A 20,610-nucleotide genomic window follows, 5' to 3' on the forward strand; every position below is an offset into this window, starting at 1 on the left:
CTCTGTTCTCCTTTTTCGAAATCTTAGCTTGCGGGCGGTTTGATGTTGATTTTTGTAGAGTGTTATTTCATTTGTATATTATAAAAATTTTTAGGAGGTTACATCATGATTCAATGGTGGCAAGTTCTTTTACTTACGTTATACTCAGCATATCAAATCTGTGATGAGTTAACAATCGTATCTTCTGCAGGGTCCCCTATTTTTGCAGGCTTCATTACAGGTCTAGTAATGGGAGATTTGAAAACGGGTCTCTTGATTGGTTCAAGCTTGCAGTTGGTTGTGCTTGGCGTTGGAACTTTCGGGGGTGCATCGCGTATTGATGCAACTTCAGGTGCAGTTCTTGCGACAGCTTTCTCTGTAGCGCAAGGTCTTGATCCAGAAATTGCAATCGCAACGATTGGTGTACCAGTAGCAGGTCTCTTGGTTTATACAGATATCTTGGGTCGCTTCACAACTACCTACTTCGCCCATCGTGTGGATGCAGCGGTTGAGCGCTTTGACTATAAAGGAATTGAGCGCAACTATCTTTTAGGTGCTATTCCATGGGCTTTATCTCGGGCATTGCCGGTATTTCTAGCTCTTACATTTGGTGGTGGTCTCGTTGAAACCCTCGTTAAAAGTATTGAATTACCACAGTACAAATGGATTGCAGCAGGTCTAACTCTCGCAGCACGTATGCTTCCTGGTCTTGGATTTGCTATCTTACTTCACTATCTTCCACTGAAACGCAACCTTCACTACCTTGCAGTCGGCTTTGGGCTTACTGCTATGCTAACAGTTCTTTACGGTAATGTTTCATCTCTAGGTGGGGCTGTTGCTGGTATTGTTGGAACTCTTCCAGCAGATGCAGGTGTTGCATTTGTAAATAACTTTAAGGGTCTGTCTATGATTGGTATCGCAATCATCGGTATCCTACTTGCAGTACTTCATTATCAAAATGCGCGTCGTACCGTAGTGGCTGCTCCAGTATCAAACGTAGAAAGTGGGGAAATTGAAGATGACGAAATCTAATTACAAATTAACAAAACAAGATTTTAATCAAATTAACAAGCGTAGCTTATTTACCTACCAATTGGGTTGGAACTACGAGCGGATGCAAGGTTCTGGTTATCTTTACATGCTCTTGCCACAGCTTCGTAAGATGTATGGAGATGGCACTCCAGAATTGAAAGAAATGATGAAGACCCATACTCAATTCTTCAACACTTCCAACTTCTTTCATACCATTATCGCAGGTTTTGATCTTGCCTTGGAAGAAAAAGAGGGAATTGAAGCAAAAGATGCGGTCAACGGGATTAAAACTGGTTTGATGGGACCATTTGCACCGCTTGGGGATTCTATTTTTGGTTCGCTTATTCCGGCGATTATGGGGACGATTGCGGCTTCTATGGCAGCTGGCGGCAGCCTTGCTGGTATTGTTGGTATCGCTCTCTGGGTAGCTGTGGCCTTTCTTTATGACATCTTCCGTTGGAAACAGTTAGAGTTTGCCTATAAAGAGGGCGTGAAGTTAGTGACAACCATGCGTGACACCTTGAATGCCCTTGTTGATGCGGCTTCTGTTCTTGGTGTATTCATGATGGGGGCCTTGATTGCGACCATGGTTAACGTTGAGATTTCTTGGCTACCAAAACTTGGCGAAAAGACGATTGACATTCAAGACTTATTGAATACCATCTTCCCTCGCCTCTTGCCAGCATTGGTTACAGGAGCTATCTTCTGGTTGTTAGGTCGTAAAGGTATGAATTCTACAAAAGCAATCGGCATCATTATTTTAGTGGCTCTTGCTCTATCAGCTATTGGTCACTTTGTATTTAAAATGATGTAAGGGATGATGTATGGGTAAACATTTAGTATTAGTAAGCCATGGACAATTTTGTGAGGGGTTAAAGCAAAGTACAGAAATGATTATGGGTCCACAAGACATGATTCATACGGTTGCCTTGCTCCCTGCAGAGGGTCCAGAAGAATTTCAAGCGAAATTTTTAGATACAATTCAAGGGATAGATGACTTTGTTGTCTTTGCAGATTTGCTCGGTGGGACACCTTGTAATGTGGTCAGCAAATTGATTTTAGAGGGTCACGCGATTGAGCTCTATGCAGGAATGAACATGCCAATGGTTATTCGTTTTATCAACGATGCCCTTCTTGGGACGGCATCACGTTATGATGAAAGTACATCAGAATACATTCAGTATGTGAATGATGTACTAGCAAGCATGGCAGATGATGAAGATGAGTAAGCTTTAAGTATCCTAAAGGGTTGGCAGAAATGCCAACTCTTGTTTGGTTTCACTTGTTAACAATCAAATTCTGACATTGGGAAAGACATTTGATTTTTAACCAGTAAACTTATATTTTATGAAAATCAACTAGATACCAAGCTCATTGCTTGCAGGGCGGTATCTAGCTGGCTCCTCTCTTCATTTCATTTGTGACGAGCCTAGCTATCTTCGCAGGGGTCTCACAACGAAGCGTTTCGCTTCTGTTCGGCCGCCTATTTTCGCTTTGAGTTTTTACGGGCTTTGTATCTTGGTTTAATTGAACTCGGGCTAAAAGCTCGGAAAAAAGATAAATACTCCTAGAAGCAAACGCTTCTTTGTCGTATTTTCTATTTTTACCGTAGCTGTTGCAGGCTATGCCTGCTTTACAGATATGGAAGAAACTATCCAGCGGAGAGTTTCTTAGGCACAGGGTACATTCGCTTTTTACACGCCCTCGTATCTTGGTTTAACTGAACTCGGGCTAAAAGCTCGGAAAAAAGATAAATACTCCTAGAAGCAAATGCTTCTTTGTCGTATTTTCTATTTTTCATTCGCTTTTTACACGCCCTCGTATCTTGGTGAAAGGAGAAATGATGATAGAAGTTTGTCAATTTGGCAGTAAAAAAGCTAAAAAATACTGTTTGGTCAACGAAGCTGGAATGCAAGTGATTTTGACCAATTTTGGGGCAAGGATTGTAGAAATTTTGGTACCCGTGGAGGAAAATGGTGGTTTGCGCAATCTGACTATGACGGCATCATCAGATGAAGAGTATCTGGCTAAAGATGCCTATCCTGGTGCGACCATTGTACCAGTGGCAGGACGCATTTCTGGAGCACAGGCTAACATTAAGGGGCAGGTTTACTCCTTTACTGAAAACGAACCAGGTCGCACTTTGCATGGTGGCTTGAATACAGCTAATGAACACTATTGGGATGTAGAAGTGGACGAGGAAACCAATAGCGTTTGCTTTGCAATTGAGCTTGCGGATGGTTTTAATGGATTTCCAGGGGCTGTGCGTGTGAAAGCCTGCTATCGTTTGACCGAGGAAAATAGGGTAGAGATTTCTTATACGGCCCAATCGGATAAGGATACGATTTTTAATCCGACCAACCATGTGTATTTTAATTTGACAGGTGATATTACTCAAGATATTGCAGATCACCATGTGCGGATTGCAGCTCAGACCTATGCTCCACTTGGTGAGAATAATCTGCCACTTGGCAGGTTGGATCTTGTTGAGAAAACTCCCTTTGACTTTCGCTCAGGTGGAACATTTGCTCAAGGATTTGCCTTAGAGCACCCGCAAAATCAACTGGTTAAGGGCTATGATCATCCATGGGTTTTGGATAAGGTGGCAGAGCCAGTAGAGGTCGTCAGCCCAGATCAGAAAATTCGTTTGACGGTTGAAACCAACCAGCCAGCGGTAGTCATTTATACCTATAATTTCCCAAGTGAGGGCATGGCAGCCTTTCATGGTGCCTTTAGTTTGGAATGTCAAGGGCTTCCTAATGCTTGCAACCTGGAGGGATTTGGGTCCATTTTGTTAGAAAAAGATCAGTTATTTGAACATCGGACATGCTATCATTTTGAGTGGTAGCAGGAAAGAGGCAGGGATAGCAGTCCTTGCCTCATAAAATTTCAGAGCATGGATGATTTGCTATAATGGTACTGGTGGAGGGCTAAAATCATCCACTGGAGTATTTTAGCCCGAGCTTGGGAACTGCTATGCGAGGATACTCCAGTGGATTATTTTCTAGACACTAATAATTGAGGTCTGCTTAAAACATTACTGTAAGGCGATTGACCTACATTGTTGTTGGCAGTAGCTATCTGCTTTCTCCCTCCGTTTCATTTGTGACGACTTTTGTTATCCTCTACCTTGGTCTTATGATGAACCTAGGCGAAAAGACCATCTCCACTTCTCAGAGATTGCATCAAAATCTCTGAGAAATAGTTGTTTGCTTCAATGGCTATAAGGCCGTTGAAGTTTGGAAATAAAATGAGTGACACTTGTGTTAAACGCTTCCTAGGAAGTAGGCTGAAAACCTCCACGGGAGCTTTTCACTCGTCGTATTTCCTATTTTAACCGTAGCTGTTGCAGGCTATGCCTGCTTTACAGATATGGAAGAAACTATCCAGCGGAGAGTTTCTTAGGCACAGGGTACATTCGCTTTTTAACCGCTCTCGTGTCTTGTTTTTCTACAGCAAGATTTCTTATAAACATAAAATAACGGTTGGAAAAATTTCCTATTGGTCAATTATCCATTTCTTCCGACCTTACTTCTCCTTGCTGCATTTTGGTTTAGAGGGGTCTCGCTTGCTGATCCGTATCTTCAAGTTTTCACCACTAAGAATTGTGAAAGCTAGTCAGATATTGATTTCTATAGAGTATTATAGCCGTTTCGTTTATTTTTAGTACTAGGCAAGGAGTCGCAGGTAGTTGAAATAGTTGATAACTATTTCAAGTGACAGATAAGAAAAGTGTAACTTTTCTCAATGGTACAGCAAGACGAGTGAATGAAGTAATAAAAATATAAACGAAATGACTATAAAAGGCTTAGAATATCATTTGTGCTTTTCTAGCAGTGGGGGATAAAAACGCATTTTTTACTTGAAAATTTTCCTTTTTCTTATAGAATGTGCTATAATGGGGACGATGTGTGAAGGTGGACTTGTTTTTTTCAATCTCCTAATGTGCTGCACTATCTTTGCTAAAATGTGTCGCTCAAGCTAGGGTTAGGGTGAAGAGGGGGATTTACTTCATATTTCAGTCAATCATTGAGTACCATGGCTATTTGTCTGTGAAATAGGCTCGTTTTATCTTACAACATTTGCCAATGGAAATGGTGTTCGTTCACAAGGAGGAATAGAGTGCTGGGGTTATGAACGAAGTACTGCGCTTTAAACGGATTCCAATCTCCAAGTTGTACGACCTGTTGAAATGATTGCTAGGGTTAGCCGCTTTGCATCAAGATTGTCGAGACAAGCTTGAGATGTGAAGCGAGTCAGAAGCATGCAGGTAATTTGTCCATATAACCTACAAGGTCGTTTGCGATGTAAATGATGAATGTTAGGGAAGCTTGGAATATATTTTATATTAGATATTTGATACAGGTGTATAGGAGGATTGGCGAATGACTTATGAACAGGAATTTTTAAAGGAGTTCGAGACTTGGATCGATACTCAAGTAATGATCAATGAAATGGCTATGGAAGAAAGTCGCCGTGTCTTAGAAGAAGACAAGGATGAGCGGGCAGCAGATGCTTATATCCGCTATGAGAGTAAGGTAGATGCTTATCGCTTCATTCAAGGAAAATTTGCTAATTACGCTGCTGGTAAAAACTTCCATGACCTACCAGATGAATTATTTGCTCAGAGACAGTATTAAAAATATAAGGAATGACGATAAAAAGGAGAGTAGAAAAAATGGCGAAGAAAAAAGTAAACCGAAAAAAAGTATTGAAACGTGAGTGGGCAAAATTGAAGAAAGCTAGCCGTGAACAGTTGGAGAAAGTTGTTGATGTCGCTGAAACGGTCGTTGATAAGGCTGTTGAACAAGTCAAGGAAGTGGTAGCAGATATCAAACATCAGGCAGCTACAAATCTAGAGGAATTTCAAGCCCTACCAGAATTAGAGGGCATTCCAGTTAGTCGTTTGGAAACTTTCTATCAAGCAGGGATTAAGAGTGTGGCTGACTTTGCAGCGTGGACAGAAAAAGATTTGCTTGGTTTGAAAGGCATTGGTGCAGCAACGATTAAGCAATTAAAGGAAAAAGGCATTGCCTTGAAAGGTTAAGAACTACTTGAGCTGGGGTGAGCAGTTAGGCAGCAACGATCAGTAATTCGTGTCTGATACTTCCAATGTGCTTATTGCTGTTAAGGTAAGTAGAAGCTGCTCCATCTCTGACCTTGCAACGGTCTACGAGAGTGTTTGCAGGCCAGTATTAAAATCAAGTGGAATGACGAAGAGTGAGGGCTTGTACGGCTATCCTCGCTTTTTCTTTTTCAAATCAATCGATTGATTTATGCCTATATTATGTTAGAATGGAATTATATTTGTGAAAGGGGTATCATTGCTATTGTTACAAACGTTAGCAGACTTTCGACATACAATCTACCAGTCGTCAGAGGGTGTGATTGGAAGTAGCCTAGATGAGCTGGTCTTAGCAGATGTTTTTTTGAAAGAAGTGAATCGGAATCAAGAACAGATTATTTGGCATATTTGGCCCCTAGAACAAACGGTTATTCTAGGTATGGCAGATTGTCGCTTGCCCTATCTTGCACGGGGCTTGGAAGTGATTCGTAAGCAGGGGTATACCCCTCTTGTTCGCTCAATCGGTGGTCTAGCTGTTGTAGCAGATGCAGGGATTGTCAATCTTTCGTTGATTATCCCTGAGCGTTTGGGCGCAGATAAAGTAGATATGGGGCAGGCCTATCACCTTATGGTTACTTGTATAAAGGAGCTCCTTTCTTTAGAGGATTCTGAGGTTGAAGTGGGGGAAATCAGCGATTCTTATTGCCCTGGTAGTTATGATTTGAGTATCAAGGGCAAGAAATTTGCCGGTTTAGCCCAAAGGCGTATCAAGTCAGGCATTGCCATTTCAGCTTATATCAGTCTCTCAGGGCATCAAGCTAAGCGCGGGGAGTTAATCCGTGACTTTTACCAAGCAGCTATCGGAGAGGATGCTGCTTTCTTGACCTATCCTAGGGTCAATCCTGCTTCTATGGCAACCCTGTCAGACTTATTGGATCAGTCTGTTGGTTTGGAGGATATTGTAGCAGGTATACGCCGATTTATCATGAGGATTGGACACATACCAGCAAATTGTGCCTTGAGTATGGAAAGTCTAGCAGATTTTGCAAAGGGGAAGAAAGAAGCGATGGAGCATCATCAGAAAGTAGGACTGGGCTGATATGACAGATACAAGTAGTTTATTTAGCCCCTTTTCTTTAGGTGAGGGAATAGAGTTAGACAATCGCTTTGTCCTGTCACCCATGGTCACCAATTCTTCTAGTCAGGAGGGTTATGTTAGTCAGGAGGATTTGGCCTATGCTAGGCGGAGGGCAGCATCTGCACCCTTGCAAATTACAGGAGCAGCCTATGTCAATCCTTACGGTCAATTATTTGAATTTGGCTTTAGCGTAGCAAAGGATGAGGATATTGCGGGTCTCAGTCAATTAGCGAAAGCCATGAAAGCAGAGGGAGCGAGAGCGATTTTACAGTTGACTCATGCGGGGCGTTTTGCCTCGCACACACTAGCGCGAGAGGGCTTTGTCTATGGTCCAAGTCCTATGCGGTTGCAGTCCCCATTTCCCCATGATGTCAAAGAATTAACACTTGAGCAAATCAAGAGCCTTGTAGACGATTATCGTCAGGCAACGAAACGGGCTATTTTAGCAGGCTTTGACGGCGTAGAGGTGTCCTCAGCCCAACGTCTGTTAATTCAGACGTTTTTCTCTACTTTTTCTAATCAGCGGACGGATGTCTATGGAGCGCAGGATTTTGCTAGCAGGGCAAGGCTAACTCTTGAAATTTTAGAGGCTGTTCATGGAGTGATTGCAAGGGAAGCAACCGATCCATTTTTACTGGGTTTTAGAGCAACACCTGAGGAAACAAGAGGCAATCAGATAGGTTATTCGATTGAGGAATTTCTCCAACTGATGGATGAAGCAGTGGCGAAAGTACCACTTGCTTATCTAGCGATTGCTAGTTGGGGGCATGATGTTTTTCGCAATCGGGTGCGCTCTAAGGGACCTTACCAAGGTCTTTTGGTTAATGATGTCCTTTATCAATGCTTGGGTGGCCGTCTGCCAATCATGGCGACAGGAGGGATTAACAGTCCTGAAAAGGCAGTGGAGGCACTTGCTCATGCAGACCTAGTCGGGGCTTCAACGCCTTTCATCGTGGATCCTGAATTTGTTCATAAAATCAAGGCAGGTCGTGCTGACGAGATTCATCTGAAAATTAAGGCAGTGGACTTACCCTCTTTAGCCATTCCGAACGCTTCTTTTAAAGATATCGTGCCTTTAATGGATTATGGGGAGTCCTTACCTGCAGATTCGCGCAGTTTATTTCGAGGCTTGGCTGTCAATTACAGGGAGGAGAAATCATGAAGTTTGGCATTCTAGATTATGGGGTGATTGATGAGGGACAGACAGCAGCTGATGCCTTAGGCGCGACTCTTAAACTAGCAAAGCGAGCTGATGAACTTGGTTTCAATCGCTTTTGGGTTGCCGAACACCACAACCTCTCTGCCTTTGCCATTAGCGCTCCGGAGATTATCATGGCTCATCTAGCCAGTCAGACCAAACAAATCCGAATAGGGTCCGGTGGAATTATGGGGTTACACTACAGTCCTTATAAGGTGGCAGAAATTGCTCGTACCTTAGCAACCCTGTATCCAGGGCGGATAGACATCGGTTTGGGAAATTCGCTGGGGACAGCTCTGGTACACCAGCATATGAAGAGCCTTTATACCAACCGAGACTATGGGACATGGTTAGAGACCCTGCTTCACTATTTGGAAGATAAAAAAGAGGAGATTGTGGCCACTCCGCAGCTTACTTCTTCTCTTGAACTCTTTGTACTAGGAACAGGAGGGCGCTCGGTGCATGAAGCGGCGCGATTGGGACTAGGCTTTAGCTACGGGAGTTTTCCTTTTATTGCCCAAAACCCGCTGGAAACAGCAAGGCTACTCGGAAAAATCTATCGAGAACAATGTACAGCGTTTGCCCAGAACAAAGAGAAACTCCTTTTGGCTCTCTTTGTCGTCATTGCAGAAACCATGGACATGGCAGAAAGTTTCGCTAAACCTTTGGATATCTGGATGCTAGGGAAAGAGGATTTTAATGAGTTTTCTTGCTATCCTAGCATAAAAACAGCGCAAGCATATACCTTGACAGAAGCTGAACGAGCTCAGATTGCAGCCAACCGCACGCGGATTTTAGTTGGAGATGTCAAAGCAGTCGAGCAATCGGTTAATGAGCTTGTGAGGGTATCAGGAGCAGATGAAGTCATCTTTATTCCCTTGATACCTGACATAGCACATCGCATGAGGGCTTTGGAGCTCTTGATACAGATTCAGATGAATGATAAATAAGAAAGAAGTTATGATGAAAAAAATTGCAAATTACCTTTGGATTGAACAGGAAGACAACTATTATGTCATCAGTATGACACCAGAATTACAAGATGATATTGGAACCATTGGCTACGTGGAATTTTCAGAAGGAGACTATCTGGAAAAGGAGGATGTCATTTTGAACCTAGAGGCTTCAAAAACGGTTATGGCGATTGTAAGCCCCTTAGCTGGTACCATTCTAGAACGCAATACAGCAGCCTTGGAACAGCCTCTCTTATTGAACTCGGCAAAGCCAGAAGAACATTGGCTAGTCAAGTTGACAGATGTTGATAGTGCAGCTTTTGAAGCTCTTGAAGATGCATAAAGAACGAGAATTTCAGTTACTAAGGGAGATGATTCTCCTACTGGGTGGTAAAGAGGTCATGCTGGAACATAAGGAAGAGCTTGTCAGGGTGTGGAGAGGCTTAGTCAACCAGCGCCCAGCAGGTCCGATTTCGCAGGCTTACCTGACTTATGAACAAGAGTTCCTCACCGCCTATCATGAAAAGCACCAGTGTTCTCTAGAAGCTTGTGAGGAAACTCGTTCTCCTCATATTCTGCTTTACTATGGGGATATTTGTCACTTACAGGTGGATGCTATTGTCAATGCAGCAAACAGTGACTTACAGGGCTGCTTTATTCCCAATCACACTTGTATTGATAATGCTATTCATTTCTATGCAGGAATGGAGCTTCGTAATGCTTGTGCAGAACTGATGAAAGAACAAGGACACCGTGAACCAGTTGGACAGGTCAAGGTCACAGCTGGATATGCCCTACCAGCTAGATTCATTTTTCATACGGTAGGTCCACGGATTTCAGTTGGAAAAAGACCGTCTCTTATTCGGGAACACCTCTTGCGGCAATGCTATCTGTCTTGCCTTAATCAAGCACGTAAGAAAGACATTAGGACCATAGCTTTTTGTGCTATTTCAACAGGGGAATTTGGTTATCCTAAAGAAGAGGCGGCGTATATCGCCGTTCAAACAGTGAGGGATTGGCTGCAGGAGACAGGTTATGAGCTTACTGTTATTTTTACCTTGTATACGGCAGAAGATGCTTGCTATTATGAAGAAGAATTAGGAGTAAAGGAGAAGAGATGACCAAGTGGAAATCGCTTGATAGTGTGCAGGATGAGCCAGAAAAACTCGCGGCACTTTTGGCTGAAGCAGAAGCTATTGTTGTCGGTGTCGGGGCAGGAATGTCATCAGCAGACGGTTTTACCTATATTGGTGAGCGCTTTGAAACAGCCTTTCCTGATTTCATTGAAAAATACGGTCTATTGGACATGCTACAGGCCAGTCTTTATCCGTTTGCAGGTTTGGAAGAATATTGGGCCTTTCAAAGTCGCTTTGTTGCGTTGAACTATCTGGATCAGCCGGTCGGTCAAGCCTATCTGGATTTAAAGGAAATACTTGAAACGAAGCCCTATCATATCATCACGACCAACGCAGATAATGCTTTTGCGGTAGCGGATTATGACATGGATAAGGTCTTTCATATCCAAGGGGAGTATGGCTTGTTGCAGTGTAGTAGGTTTTGTCATCAGCAGACCTATAGGGATGATACCTTGATTCGCCGAATGGTTGCTGAACAAAAGGACATGAAGATACCGCGGCACTTGATTCCCTACTGTCCCGAGTGTGGAGCACCTTTTGAAATCAATAAGCGCAATGCTGAAAAAGGCATGGTGGAAGATGCAGATTTCTTTGCCCAAAAGGAGCGCTATACTCGCTTCTTAGCAGAGCATGAGGGGCAGCAAGTCCTCTATCTGGAGATTGGGGTGGGCTATACAACACCGCAGTTTATCAAGCATCCCTTTCAAACCTATACACAGGCCAACCCTGCAGCTCTTTTTGTGACCATGAACCAAAAGCAGTACCGCATCCCACCTGCTATTCGTTCCCAGACGGTTCAGCTAACCAGTCATATTGCCAATCTAATCGCCAACACCAAAAGATGTTATATAAGTAAAGGAGAAAATGATGTATCTTATTGAACCGATTCGAAACGGGCAGTATATCGCAGATGGTGCGGTTGCTCTAGCCATGCAAGTGTATGTCCAGCAACACGTGTTTTTAGATGATGATATTTTGTTTCCTTATTATTGTAATCCCAAAGTAGAGATTGGTAAGTTTCAAAATGTCATTGTAGAGATTAATGAGGATTATCTCAAGGAGAACAATATTTTGCTTGTTCGTCGCGATACAGGTGGAGGTGCAGTCTATGTTGACTCCGGTGCAGTTAATGTCTGCTATTTGATTCAAGACAATGGTATCTTTGGAGATTTTAAGCGAGCTTATGCTCCAGCTATTTGCGCCCTCAATGAATTGGGAGTGACGCAGGTAGAGCAGACAGGGCGCAATGATTTGGTGATTGAGGGCAAAAAGGTCTCAGGTGCTGCTATGACTATCTCTAATCATCGCGTCTATGGTGGGTATTCGCTGTTGTTGGATGTTGACTATGAGGCGATGGAGCGCGTGCTTCATCCAAACCGAAAGAAAATTGAATCAAAGGGGATTAAGTCTGTCAAAAGCCGTGTTGGCAGTATCCGTCCTTATTTAGCAGAGCAATACCAAGACATTACGACTGATGAATTTAAAAATCTGATGACTTGCAAATTGTTGGGGATTGATCGTATTGAACAGGCCAAGCGATATGAATTAACAGAGGAAGATTGGGCTGCTATTGATCAGCTGGTTGCAGATAAATACAAAAATTGGGAATGGAATTATGGTAATTCACCGCAATACAGCTATCATCGTGATGGCCGGTTTGCGGCAGGAACCATTGATATTCACTTGGATATTGATAAGGGGCGGATTGCTCACTGCCGTATCTATGGTGATTTTTTCGGAAGAGGAGATGTAGCAGAAGTTGAGCAAATCCTCGTTGGACAGCGAATGGAGAGAGACGACATCAGCCTTGTTTTGGCAGACGTAGATTTGTCCCCTTATTTTGGGAAAGTGTCAACAGAGGAGCTACTAGATTTGATGTTTAGTTGATTAGCTATCGATATCGTGTTTCGCCCTATGCTGAGCTTCTTACTGGCTGTAAGAGAAAAGGCGCTTGCTAGGCAAGGGGCGGATTTCTTTGAGAAAGTGGACGTTGATTTTTTGTGACTTCCCCCATTACCAGTTTTTCAGGATGTTGGTTCAAATGCTGTTTAAAACTTTTACCATTGAAAGGTTTAGAATCAAAAAAGATTTTAAAGCAAGGACAGAAAAGGAAGTTCTTGTCATCAAGGCATTGGAGCTAAAATGATTGAATCATTAGCGAACAATGGAGCTGTGTTTCATCAGAATAGGTTGCAATTTCTTGAGAAATCTGCTACAATAAAGCCAATCAGAGGGATAATGAGTTTGTCTGTTACAGAAAGCGGTGGTGTTGAGAAATCCGTGCAGATATCAGAGTTTGTTGCTGAGGTTAGAATAGAGTAAATTGAATAAAGATAAGAGCGGGTATATGCCCGAATCTGGGTGGTACCGCGGAAACTCCAAGGTCTCATGTCCTGTTAGTTAGCAGTTGTTTTTCTTGATAGACGGTAAGTTTTATCGGGGGAAATAGTCCTATCTAGTAACAGATGAGTTCCTTGGTTCTTTCGTCCCTGTCGTATGGCAGGGGCGTTTTTTGCTGGAAAAGGGCAGTTGTTGGAAAGAAACGGGCCTTTTATGGCACATTCTTTATAGAGTCATTTCGTTTACTTTTAGTACTAGGCAAGGAGCTGCAGGCTATACTGGAGTACGGCAAAGCGAGTTAACGAAGTAATAAAAGATAAACGAAATGACTATAGAACAAGATGATACGCTTTGAAACTCAAAAACGATGCTTCAGTTTTTGAGAAGAACTAGATTGGTTTTTGAGAGGGAAAGGATAGATACAGTTAAACAGCACTGAGACAGATTTAGAAGTACAGGAAACTGCCTAGCAGGTAATAGGAGAAATGAGGAGGCTTCAAGAAATAGCATGATTCATCATGTGGAAATTAACGTATCAAACCTTGAAAAAAGTCGTGCTTTCTATGAGAGGCTCTTTGCCGATTTGGGCTATGAACTCTATCAGGAGTGGGAAGAGGGCTTTAGTTACCGGGATAGGGAGACTTATATAGTCTTCGTTCAGACTGATGAGGCCTATAGAGAGCCCCTCTATCACCGGAAGCGGGTAGGAATCAATCATCTGGCTTTCTGTCTACCGACAAAGGTGCAGGTCGATGCCTTACACGAACGCTTGCGGGCAGACGATGTGCCGTTGCTCTATGATGAATTCTATCCGTATGCTGGTGGCGCGAACCACTATGCCGTCTTTTTTGAAGATCCAGATAGGATAAAGATTGAGGTAGTGTGGGAGGAAGTATGGTAAATGCAGTCATGATTGGCACGCAGATTTCAGGGAAGAGGTCGGTAGGTCAAGAGATTGAAAACTAGCGGATACGTCATTGTTTCATAATCACGATAGTCTTGATTTTGTGTTGTGTCTTATGGAATAAAGGAGATGAGAGGGAGGAAAGATGGCGGTTTTTCATATTAACAATCAGCAATTAGAACATCTAGAGGAAGTTCCATTTGAGCTAGAACGTGAGCTTCAGCTATTGTTTGAGGAAAATTTGGAAAAAATATCGGATTTAGAGTTTATCTCGTCCGAGTTCATTGTCCAAAACCATCGTATAGACACCTTGGCATTTGATAGGGAAAATCAAGCCTTTGTTATTATTGAATATAAACGTACCACACATTACAGTGTTTTTGATCAAGGAATTTCTTACCTCAGTACATTGCTACGATATAAAGCTGATTTTCTTTTAGAATATCAAGAAAAGACGGGAAAAATGCTATCTAAAGGACTAATTGATTGGTCTCAAAGTAAAGTTGTTTTTGTTTCTCCTCAATTTACTCATTTTCAAAAGCAGGCTGTTGATTTTAAAGACCTGTCAATTGAATTATGGGAAGTTAAGCGATTTGAAAAGGATATTCTTGTCATTAATGGAATTAAAAAATCAGTAAATGCTCCCAGTATAAAAGCATCTGTTAAAGGAGATTCTTCAGAACTATCGCTTGTCACTAAAGAGGTGAAAACATATTCAGAAGAAGATTTATTGACAAATAAGACAGAAAAAATTCAAGAACTATATGACTCTTATAAACAGGCGATTTTGCAGTTGATTGTTGATTGTGAAGTTGTACCTAAAAAATGTTATGTTGCCTTTAAAAAAGATCATCATAATATTGTTGATATTGAAGTTCAAAATAAACAATTAAAATTATTTATCAATGCTAAAATAGGTCAAATTGATGATACTAAGGGAATAACTAGAAATGTTTCACAAATTGGTCATTATGGAAACGGTGACTATGAAATCAAGGTTACAAATACTAAATATTTAGAATATATTATGAGCCTTATTAAACAAATATTATAGAAAATAGAAAGGAAAGTATATGTCAAAAGAACTTTCACCAAAATACAATCCAGCTGAGGTTGAGGCTGGGCGCTATCAGAAATGGCTTGAAGCCGATGTATTCAAACCGTCAGGAGATGAGAATGCTAAGCCCTATTCTATCGTGATTCCACCGCCAAACGTTACTGGTAAGTTACATCTTGGACACGCTTGGGATACAACTTTACAGGACATTATTATCCGTCAAAAACGCATGCAGGGCTTTGATACTCTTTGGCTGCCAGGGATGGACCATGCAGGGATTGCCACTCAAGCCAAGGTGGAGGAGCGTCTGCGTGGTGAGGGTATCACACGCTATGACCTTGGTCGTGAGAAATTCCTAGAAAAGGTCTGGGAATGGAAAGATGAATATGCTGCGACCATTAAGGAACAGTGGGGCAAAATGGGCTTGTCACTTGACTATTCGCGTGAGCGTTTCACCCTTGATGAGGGCTTGTCTAAGGCTGTCCGCAAGGTCTTTGTTGACCTATACAAAAAAGGCTGGATCTACCGCGGTGAGTTTATCATCAACTGGGACCCAGCGGCTCGTACGGCTCTTTCTGATATCGAGGTTATTCACAAGGAAATCAATGGCTTTGAACACTATTTCAAATACATGTTTGATGATAATAGTGGGAACTACTTGTCCATCATGACGACTCGTCCTGAAACCATGTTTGGAGATGGAGCCATTGCGGTACATCCAGATGATGAGCGCTATACTCACCTAATTGGAAAGTCTGTTATCGTTCCACTGACAGGTTACCGGATTCCAATTATTGCCGATGAATATGTAGATATGGAAAAAGGATCAGGCTGTGTGAAAATCACTCCTGCTCACGATCCGAATGATTTTGAGGTTGGCTTGCGCCATCATATCAAGCAAGATATTATCATGAATTTAGATGGCACCATGGCCTCTACTCATCGGGTACCTGAGAAATACCGGGGCTTGGATCGTTACGAGGCAAGAAAATTATTTATTGAGGATGCCGAGGAAGCAGGGCTCTTAGAGAAGCTGGTTCCAATTATTCATTCAGTCGGTCATTCAGAAAGAACGGGTGTTGTTGTGGAGCCACGACTATCCACCCAATGGTTTGTTAAAATGGATGAATTGGCTAAAAACGCCATTGCCAACCAAGACACGGAAGACAAGGTTGAGTTCTACCCACCACGTTTCAACGATACTTATCTACAATGGATGGAAAACGTTCACGACTGGGTTATCTCACGCCAACTCTGGTGGGGGCATCAAATTCCCGCTTGGTACAATGAGGCAGGAGAGGTCTATGTTGGAGAAGAAGCTCCAGCAGGTGATGGTTGGACGCAGGACGAAGATGTCCTTGACACTTGGTTCAGCTCTGCTCTTTGGCCATTCTCAACCATGGGCTGGCCGGATGAAGAAAGTGCAGACTTCAAACGCTACTTCCCAACTTCAACCCTTGTGACAGGCTATGATATCATCTTCTTCTGGGTTTCTCGCATGATTTTCCAATCTCTAGAATTTACAGGTCGTCGTCCTTTTGAAAACGTCTTGATTCACGGCTTAATTCGGGATGAAGAAGGACGTAAGATGTCTAAATCTCTTGGAAATGGCATTGACCCAATGGATGTCATTGACCAGTATGGTGCAGACAGTCTTCGTTGGTTCTTGTCAAACGGTTCTGCACCAGGGCAAGATGTTCGCTTTAGTTATGAGAAAATGGATGCTAGCTGGAATTTTATCAATAAAATCTGGAACATTTCTCGCTATATTCTGATGAATAATGAGGGGTTAAGCCTAGCTGATGCGACAGCGAATGTGGCTAAAGTTGCAAGCAGCCAAGCTGGAAATGTGACAGACCGTTGGATCCTCCACAACCTTAATGAAACGATTGACAAAGTAACAGAGAACTTTGACAAGTTTGAGTTTGGTGTAGCAGGTCACATCCTTTACAACTTCATCTGGGATGAATTTGCGGACTGGTATGTGGAATTGACTAAGGAAGTGCTTTACAGTGATAATGAAGCCGAAAAGGTGATGACCCGCTCCGTTCTTCTGTACACCTTGGATCAAATTTTACGCCTCCTCCACCCAATTATGCCATTTGTGACGGAGGAAATCTTCGGGCATCTCTCAGAAAGAAGTATTGTAACGGCAAGTTACCCAGTGGTGCGTCCTGAATTTGAAAATGAAGTAGCAGCAAGTGGAGTGGAGGCACTGAAAGAGGTGATTCGTGCAGTGAGAAATGCACGTAGCGAAGTTAACGTTGCCCCAAGTAAGCCAATCACGCTCTTGATTAAGCCGACCGATCGTCAGTTGGAGGAGTTCTTTAAGGCTACTATTAACTATATCAAGCGCTTTACTAACCCAGAACAGCTGGAAATTGACAGCAACCTAACTGCACCAGAGCTTGCCATGTCAAGTGTCATTACAGGTGCAGAAATCTACCTACCACTAGCTGACCTGCTCAATGTTGAAGAAGAGCTCACTCGTCTTGCAAAAGAACTAGCAAAATGGCAGAAAGAACTCGATATGGTTGGCAAGAAGCTAGCCAATGAAAAATTCGTTGCCAACGCCAAACCAGAAGTCGTTGCAAAAGAACGCAGTAAACAGCTAGATTACCAAACCAAGTACGATGCGACCGTCGCGCGGATTGAGGAGATGAAGAAGTTGGTTAAATAACAGGTTTAGACAAGATCAATAGTTGAAAACCCCACAATGATAGGATACCCCACTTTACATACTCCACAATATATTAGATAATAGTTCTATCAAGTTAGATAGGACTATTTTTATGGAAACAGCTTTTGAAGAACAGTTGTTAGAGTCGATGCAATTTGGGTTTATTGACCGAATGCGATTTCGGGATGTATCCTACGCCCCTAAGATTTTGATTAATAATGCGGAGGAGAAGCGCTTTGTTTTGACGAATTTACAGGAAGAATTGTTGAGGAGTAAGGCATTTTACTTTTCAGTAGCCTTTGTGACACAGTCTGGGATTTCTATGATTAAGGCACAGTTGGCTGATTTGGCATCGCGTGGTGTTTGTGGTAAAATCTTGATTTCACCATATCTTGATTTTAATGATCCTTTGGCCATGTATGACTTGCTAAAACTATCGAATATAGAAGCTCGAATTTCAAAGGAATCTCTGCAACTTCATTCCAAGTATTATTTGTTTGAGCAGGAACAGAGGCAAGTTTTGATTGCTGGCTCATCTAATTTGACTGCGACAGCATTGAAACAAAATTATGAATGGAATATTAAACTCAATTCGACAGACAATGGAGATTTACTCTATCAAACGAAGCAAGAATTTGAGCGTATATGGGCTTTATCAAGGCCGTTGACAGCTGAAGTTATTGAAGGATATCAACGAAAGCGTAAACCTGTTATTCAGACGGTGATTCTGGAAGAAGAGACAAGAACGGACTATCAAGTTGGTAAGATCGAGCCCAATAAGATGCAGGAAGAAGCGCTAGCTAGTTTGCAAGAAGTGCGTGATAATGGTGCCCAAAAAGCTCTGGTTATTTCTGCAACGGGAACGGGCAAAACCTATTTGTCGGCCTTTGATGTAAGGCAAGCAACTCCAGAGCGCGTGCTTTTTATTGTTCATCGGGAACAGATTTTGAGTAAGTCGTTGGAAAGTTTTCAACGTGTTCTTAGATTTTCTGACGCTGAGGCTTGTATCTATAAGTCAGGTGTAGATATTTCAGGTAAGAAATATATTTTTGTAACTATACAAACTCTTTCACGTGATGAGCACTTACAGCGTTTCACACCTGATTTTTTCAATTATATTTTGATTGATGAGGTACATAAGGCTGGTGCAGATTCCTATAGGAAGGTGATGGACTATTTTGAACCAGATTTCCTTTTGGGAATGACGGCGACACCCGAGCGTACAGATGGGCAAAATATTTATGAGTTTTTTGACTATAATATTGCCTATGAAATTCGCTTGCAGGATGCTATGGAAGCGGATTTGTTGTGTCCATTTCACTATTTTGGAGTAACGGATATTCTGGTTGATGGCCAGCTTATTAGTGATAATGAAGATTTTTCAAACTTGATTTCCAAAGAGCGAGTGAATCACATTATAGAGAAAATTGGCTATTATGGGTACAGTGGTGAGTCTGTCTGTGGATTGATGTTTTGTTCGAGTAAAAAAGAGGCGGCAGAGTTATCTATCCTTTTAAATCAGAGAGGTTTTCGGACACAAGCATTGACAGGGGAAGATAGCCAAGTAGTCCGTGAAGAGGCTGTTAAAAAACTTGAAAAGGGAGCATTGGATTACCTACTCACGGTTGATATTTTCAACGAAGGGATTGATATTCCAAGTGTGAATCAGGTAGTACTGCTTCGCAATACAGAATCAAGTATTATTTTTGTTCAGCAACTTGGTCGTGGCCTTCGCAAGCACCCCTCGAAAGATTATGTCACGATTATTGATTTTATTGGAAACTATCGTAATAACTACTTAATTCCAGTAGCCTTATTCGGCGATCAATCAATGAATAAGGATAATTATCGTCGTGAAGTGCGTGAGGCCAATTTGATTAGTGGGTTGACAACTATCAATTTTGAAGAAGTCGCTCGGAAGCAGATTTTTGAAGCGATTACTAATACCAGTCTTTCTAGTATAAAAATTTTAAGGGAAAGTTATGTAGAGTTGCAGAATAAATTAGGGCGGCAGCCATTCCTGAAAGATTTTATGACCTATAATGGGATTGATCCGCTAGCATTCTTTGACAACAATATTTTCAAAGATTACGCGGATGTTGTGACGAAGTTTGGAAAACAAGCGATTTATTTTGAAGCACTTCCTAAAAAGTTTTTGTCCTTTATCACCTTTGAATGTTTAAATGGAAAACGCAAGCATGAACTTGTATTGCTACAGTTGTTAATTGAAAATCACGGCCAGATTTCATTTGATTTTTATTTTAAAAGACTGGTTGCAAATAATTTGGATAGTTCAAACGATGTGCTTGACTCCGTTGAGGGTGTGCTGAATTTATCGTTCCTCAAAGCACAGGAGAAAAAACGTTTCGGTGCAGAACCCTTGGTATCAAAGAACAATGATGTGTACCAGTTGAATGAGCAGGTATTGGAAGCACTTCAACGTAATGTAGCTTATCGAGAATTTTTTAGAGATGTTATTGATACTGGCTTGCTAAAGTCTGAAGGTTATCCGCGGGTATTTACGCTTGGACAGAAATATTCTCGTCGCGAAGTGCTCAAGTTATTGAATGTCAAACATGATGAGCCTCCGCTCAATATTGGTGGTTACAAGATTGATAAGGAAACCAACACTTGTCCGATTTTTGTAACGTATCATAAGAGTGAAGATATTAGTGATACAATCAAGTATGAAGATGAGTTTTTTAATGAGTCAATATTGAGATGGTTTTCTAAGAACAAGCGAACTTTAGAATCTCCAGATGTGAAACAAATTATTGCTTCTAATGAAAATGGATTACGTTTAGAATTATTCGTCATCAAGGATGATGCCGAAGGCGGTGATTTCTACTATTTAGGCCCTCTGAATTATGTTGAGGGGAGCGCGGAGGAAATGAAGCGGGCAGGTGAAAGTATTGTTAGTATGCTATTTACACTTAAGGAACCGGTTAAAGCTGACTTATTCCATTATTTAACAACAAAATAAAAAGATGAGGCTTAGATAAAAATACCTAACCTCATTAAGTTTTATAGTCTGAGCAGTTTGATGAAGTGGCTGTCGAACTTGTAAAGTGCTGATAAATCAACATTCTAAAAGCTTCGATAACCGTATCAATGAGCCTATAAAATCG

The 20,610-nt window shown here is 41.9% G+C and carries 18 protein-coding genes; all 18 read left to right on the top strand.

The features are described 5' to 3' along the window. Positions 1 to 105 precede the first annotated feature (105 nt). The 18 genes from E4T79_RS05490 (at position 106) to E4T79_RS05575 (ending at position 20,465) form a co-directional block, all read left to right on the top strand. Positions 106 to 1,011, top strand: a complete 906-nt coding sequence (locus tag E4T79_RS05490) for a PTS mannose/fructose/sorbose/N-acetylgalactosamine transporter subunit IIC (protein ID WP_135028436.1) — start codon at positions 106 to 108, stop codon at positions 1,009 to 1,011. Continuing rightward, on the top strand, positions 998 to 1,825 hold the full coding sequence (locus tag E4T79_RS05495) for a PTS system mannose/fructose/sorbose family transporter subunit IID (RefSeq protein ID WP_135028438.1): 828 nt from the start codon (positions 998 to 1,000) through the stop codon (positions 1,823 to 1,825). Before E4T79_RS05490 ends, E4T79_RS05495 begins: the two co-directional genes overlap by 14 nt. Before the next feature lie 10 nt (positions 1,826 to 1,835). Beyond that, complete coding sequence (locus E4T79_RS05500; protein WP_135028440.1) at positions 1,836 to 2,240, top strand: PTS sugar transporter subunit IIA; 405 nt, start codon at positions 1,836 to 1,838, stop codon at positions 2,238 to 2,240. Positions 2,241 to 2,854: 614 nt separating this feature from the next. After that, the gene (locus tag E4T79_RS05505) at positions 2,855 to 3,859 is read left to right on the top strand and encodes an aldose epimerase family protein (RefSeq protein WP_135028509.1); all 1,005 of its coding nucleotides are present in this window, start codon (positions 2,855 to 2,857) and stop codon (positions 3,857 to 3,859) included. A gap of 1,537 nt (positions 3,860 to 5,396) precedes the next feature. Then, positions 5,397 to 5,651, top strand: coding sequence for a DUF1912 family protein (locus E4T79_RS05510; RefSeq protein ID WP_135028442.1), 255 nt, complete (start codon positions 5,397 to 5,399; stop codon positions 5,649 to 5,651). 38 nt (positions 5,652 to 5,689) lie between these two features. Further along, the gene (locus E4T79_RS05515; RefSeq protein WP_135028444.1) at positions 5,690 to 6,058 is read left to right on the top strand and encodes a helix-hairpin-helix domain-containing protein; all 369 of its coding nucleotides are present in this window, start codon (positions 5,690 to 5,692) and stop codon (positions 6,056 to 6,058) included. A gap of 283 nt (positions 6,059 to 6,341) precedes the next feature. After that, positions 6,342 to 7,175 carry a protein--protein lipoyl transferase gene (locus E4T79_RS05520; protein ID WP_135028446.1) on the top strand — a complete coding sequence of 278 codons (834 nt, stop codon included), beginning with the start codon at positions 6,342 to 6,344 and terminating at the stop codon, positions 7,173 to 7,175. A gap of 1 nt (position 7,176) precedes the next feature. Continuing rightward, entirely contained in the window at positions 7,177 to 8,376 is a 1,200-nt protein-coding gene (locus E4T79_RS05525) for an NADH-dependent flavin oxidoreductase (RefSeq protein ID WP_135028448.1), read from the top strand. Continuing rightward, a complete protein-coding gene (locus E4T79_RS05530; protein ID WP_135028450.1) occupies positions 8,373 to 9,362 on the top strand; it encodes an MsnO8 family LLM class oxidoreductase in 990 nt (329 codons plus the stop codon). Before E4T79_RS05525 ends, E4T79_RS05530 begins: the two co-directional genes overlap by 4 nt. 13 nt (positions 9,363 to 9,375) lie before the next feature. Continuing rightward, positions 9,376 to 9,708, top strand: coding sequence for a glycine cleavage system protein H (locus E4T79_RS05535; RefSeq protein ID WP_135028511.1), 333 nt, complete (start codon positions 9,376 to 9,378; stop codon positions 9,706 to 9,708). Beyond that, positions 9,701 to 10,486, top strand: a complete 786-nt coding sequence (locus E4T79_RS05540) for a protein-ADP-ribose hydrolase (RefSeq protein ID WP_135028452.1) — start codon at positions 9,701 to 9,703, stop codon at positions 10,484 to 10,486. Before E4T79_RS05535 ends, E4T79_RS05540 begins: the two co-directional genes overlap by 8 nt. Next, entirely contained in the window at positions 10,483 to 11,382 is a 900-nt protein-coding gene (locus E4T79_RS05545) for an NAD-dependent deacetylase (protein WP_135028453.1), read from the top strand. The genes E4T79_RS05540 and E4T79_RS05545 overlap by 4 nt, the downstream gene beginning before the upstream one ends. After that, on the top strand, positions 11,369 to 12,388 hold the full coding sequence (locus E4T79_RS05550; RefSeq protein ID WP_135028514.1) for a lipoate--protein ligase: 1,020 nt from the start codon (positions 11,369 to 11,371) through the stop codon (positions 12,386 to 12,388). Before E4T79_RS05545 ends, E4T79_RS05550 begins: the two co-directional genes overlap by 14 nt. A 255-nt stretch (positions 12,389 to 12,643) precedes the next feature. After that, positions 12,644 to 12,823 carry a hypothetical protein gene (locus tag E4T79_RS05555; protein ID WP_135028455.1) on the top strand — a complete coding sequence of 60 codons (180 nt, stop codon included), beginning with the start codon at positions 12,644 to 12,646 and terminating at the stop codon, positions 12,821 to 12,823. Between the two features lie 526 nt (positions 12,824 to 13,349). After that, positions 13,350 to 13,742 carry a VOC family protein gene (locus tag E4T79_RS05560; RefSeq protein ID WP_135028457.1) on the top strand — a complete coding sequence of 131 codons (393 nt, stop codon included), beginning with the start codon at positions 13,350 to 13,352 and terminating at the stop codon, positions 13,740 to 13,742. 148 nt (positions 13,743 to 13,890) lie between these two features. Next, complete coding sequence (locus tag E4T79_RS05565; RefSeq protein ID WP_135028459.1) at positions 13,891 to 14,799, top strand: DUF5655 domain-containing protein; 909 nt, start codon at positions 13,891 to 13,893, stop codon at positions 14,797 to 14,799. Between the two features lie 19 nt (positions 14,800 to 14,818). Further along, positions 14,819 to 17,482, top strand: coding sequence for a valine--tRNA ligase (locus E4T79_RS05570; RefSeq protein ID WP_135028461.1), 2,664 nt, complete (start codon positions 14,819 to 14,821; stop codon positions 17,480 to 17,482). Positions 17,483 to 17,594: 112 nt separating this feature from the next. Further along, complete coding sequence (locus E4T79_RS05575) at positions 17,595 to 20,465, top strand: DEAD/DEAH box helicase (RefSeq protein ID WP_135028463.1); 2,871 nt, start codon at positions 17,595 to 17,597, stop codon at positions 20,463 to 20,465. Positions 20,466 to 20,610 lie beyond the last annotated feature (145 nt).

This window comes from Streptococcus sp. LYSM12 (assembly GCF_004569635.1).
Taxonomy (GTDB): domain Bacteria; phylum Bacillota; class Bacilli; order Lactobacillales; family Streptococcaceae; genus Streptococcus.

Coding starts and splice junctions, on each gene's coding strand:
- E4T79_RS05490 (WP_135028436.1), top strand. CDS start 106: ATGATTCAATGGTGGCAAGTTCTTTTACTTACGTTATACTCAGCATAT.
- E4T79_RS05495 (WP_135028438.1), top strand. CDS start 998: ATGACGAAATCTAATTACAAATTAACAAAACAAGATTTTAATCAAATT.
- E4T79_RS05500 (WP_135028440.1), top strand. CDS start 1,836: ATGGGTAAACATTTAGTATTAGTAAGCCATGGACAATTTTGTGAGGGG.
- E4T79_RS05505 (WP_135028509.1), top strand. CDS start 2,855: ATGATAGAAGTTTGTCAATTTGGCAGTAAAAAAGCTAAAAAATACTGT.
- E4T79_RS05510 (WP_135028442.1), top strand. CDS start 5,397: ATGACTTATGAACAGGAATTTTTAAAGGAGTTCGAGACTTGGATCGAT.
- E4T79_RS05515 (WP_135028444.1), top strand. CDS start 5,690: ATGGCGAAGAAAAAAGTAAACCGAAAAAAAGTATTGAAACGTGAGTGG.
- E4T79_RS05525 (WP_135028448.1), top strand. CDS start 7,177: ATGACAGATACAAGTAGTTTATTTAGCCCCTTTTCTTTAGGTGAGGGA.
- E4T79_RS05530 (WP_135028450.1), top strand. CDS start 8,373: ATGAAGTTTGGCATTCTAGATTATGGGGTGATTGATGAGGGACAGACA.
- E4T79_RS05535 (WP_135028511.1), top strand. CDS start 9,376: ATGAAAAAAATTGCAAATTACCTTTGGATTGAACAGGAAGACAACTAT.
- E4T79_RS05540 (WP_135028452.1), top strand. CDS start 9,701: ATGCATAAAGAACGAGAATTTCAGTTACTAAGGGAGATGATTCTCCTA.
- E4T79_RS05545 (WP_135028453.1), top strand. CDS start 10,483: ATGACCAAGTGGAAATCGCTTGATAGTGTGCAGGATGAGCCAGAAAAA.
- E4T79_RS05550 (WP_135028514.1), top strand. CDS start 11,369: ATGTATCTTATTGAACCGATTCGAAACGGGCAGTATATCGCAGATGGT.
- E4T79_RS05555 (WP_135028455.1), top strand. CDS start 12,644: ATGATTGAATCATTAGCGAACAATGGAGCTGTGTTTCATCAGAATAGG.
- E4T79_RS05560 (WP_135028457.1), top strand. CDS start 13,350: ATGATTCATCATGTGGAAATTAACGTATCAAACCTTGAAAAAAGTCGT.
- E4T79_RS05565 (WP_135028459.1), top strand. CDS start 13,891: ATGGCGGTTTTTCATATTAACAATCAGCAATTAGAACATCTAGAGGAA.
- E4T79_RS05570 (WP_135028461.1), top strand. CDS start 14,819: ATGTCAAAAGAACTTTCACCAAAATACAATCCAGCTGAGGTTGAGGCT.
- E4T79_RS05575 (WP_135028463.1), top strand. CDS start 17,595: ATGGAAACAGCTTTTGAAGAACAGTTGTTAGAGTCGATGCAATTTGGG.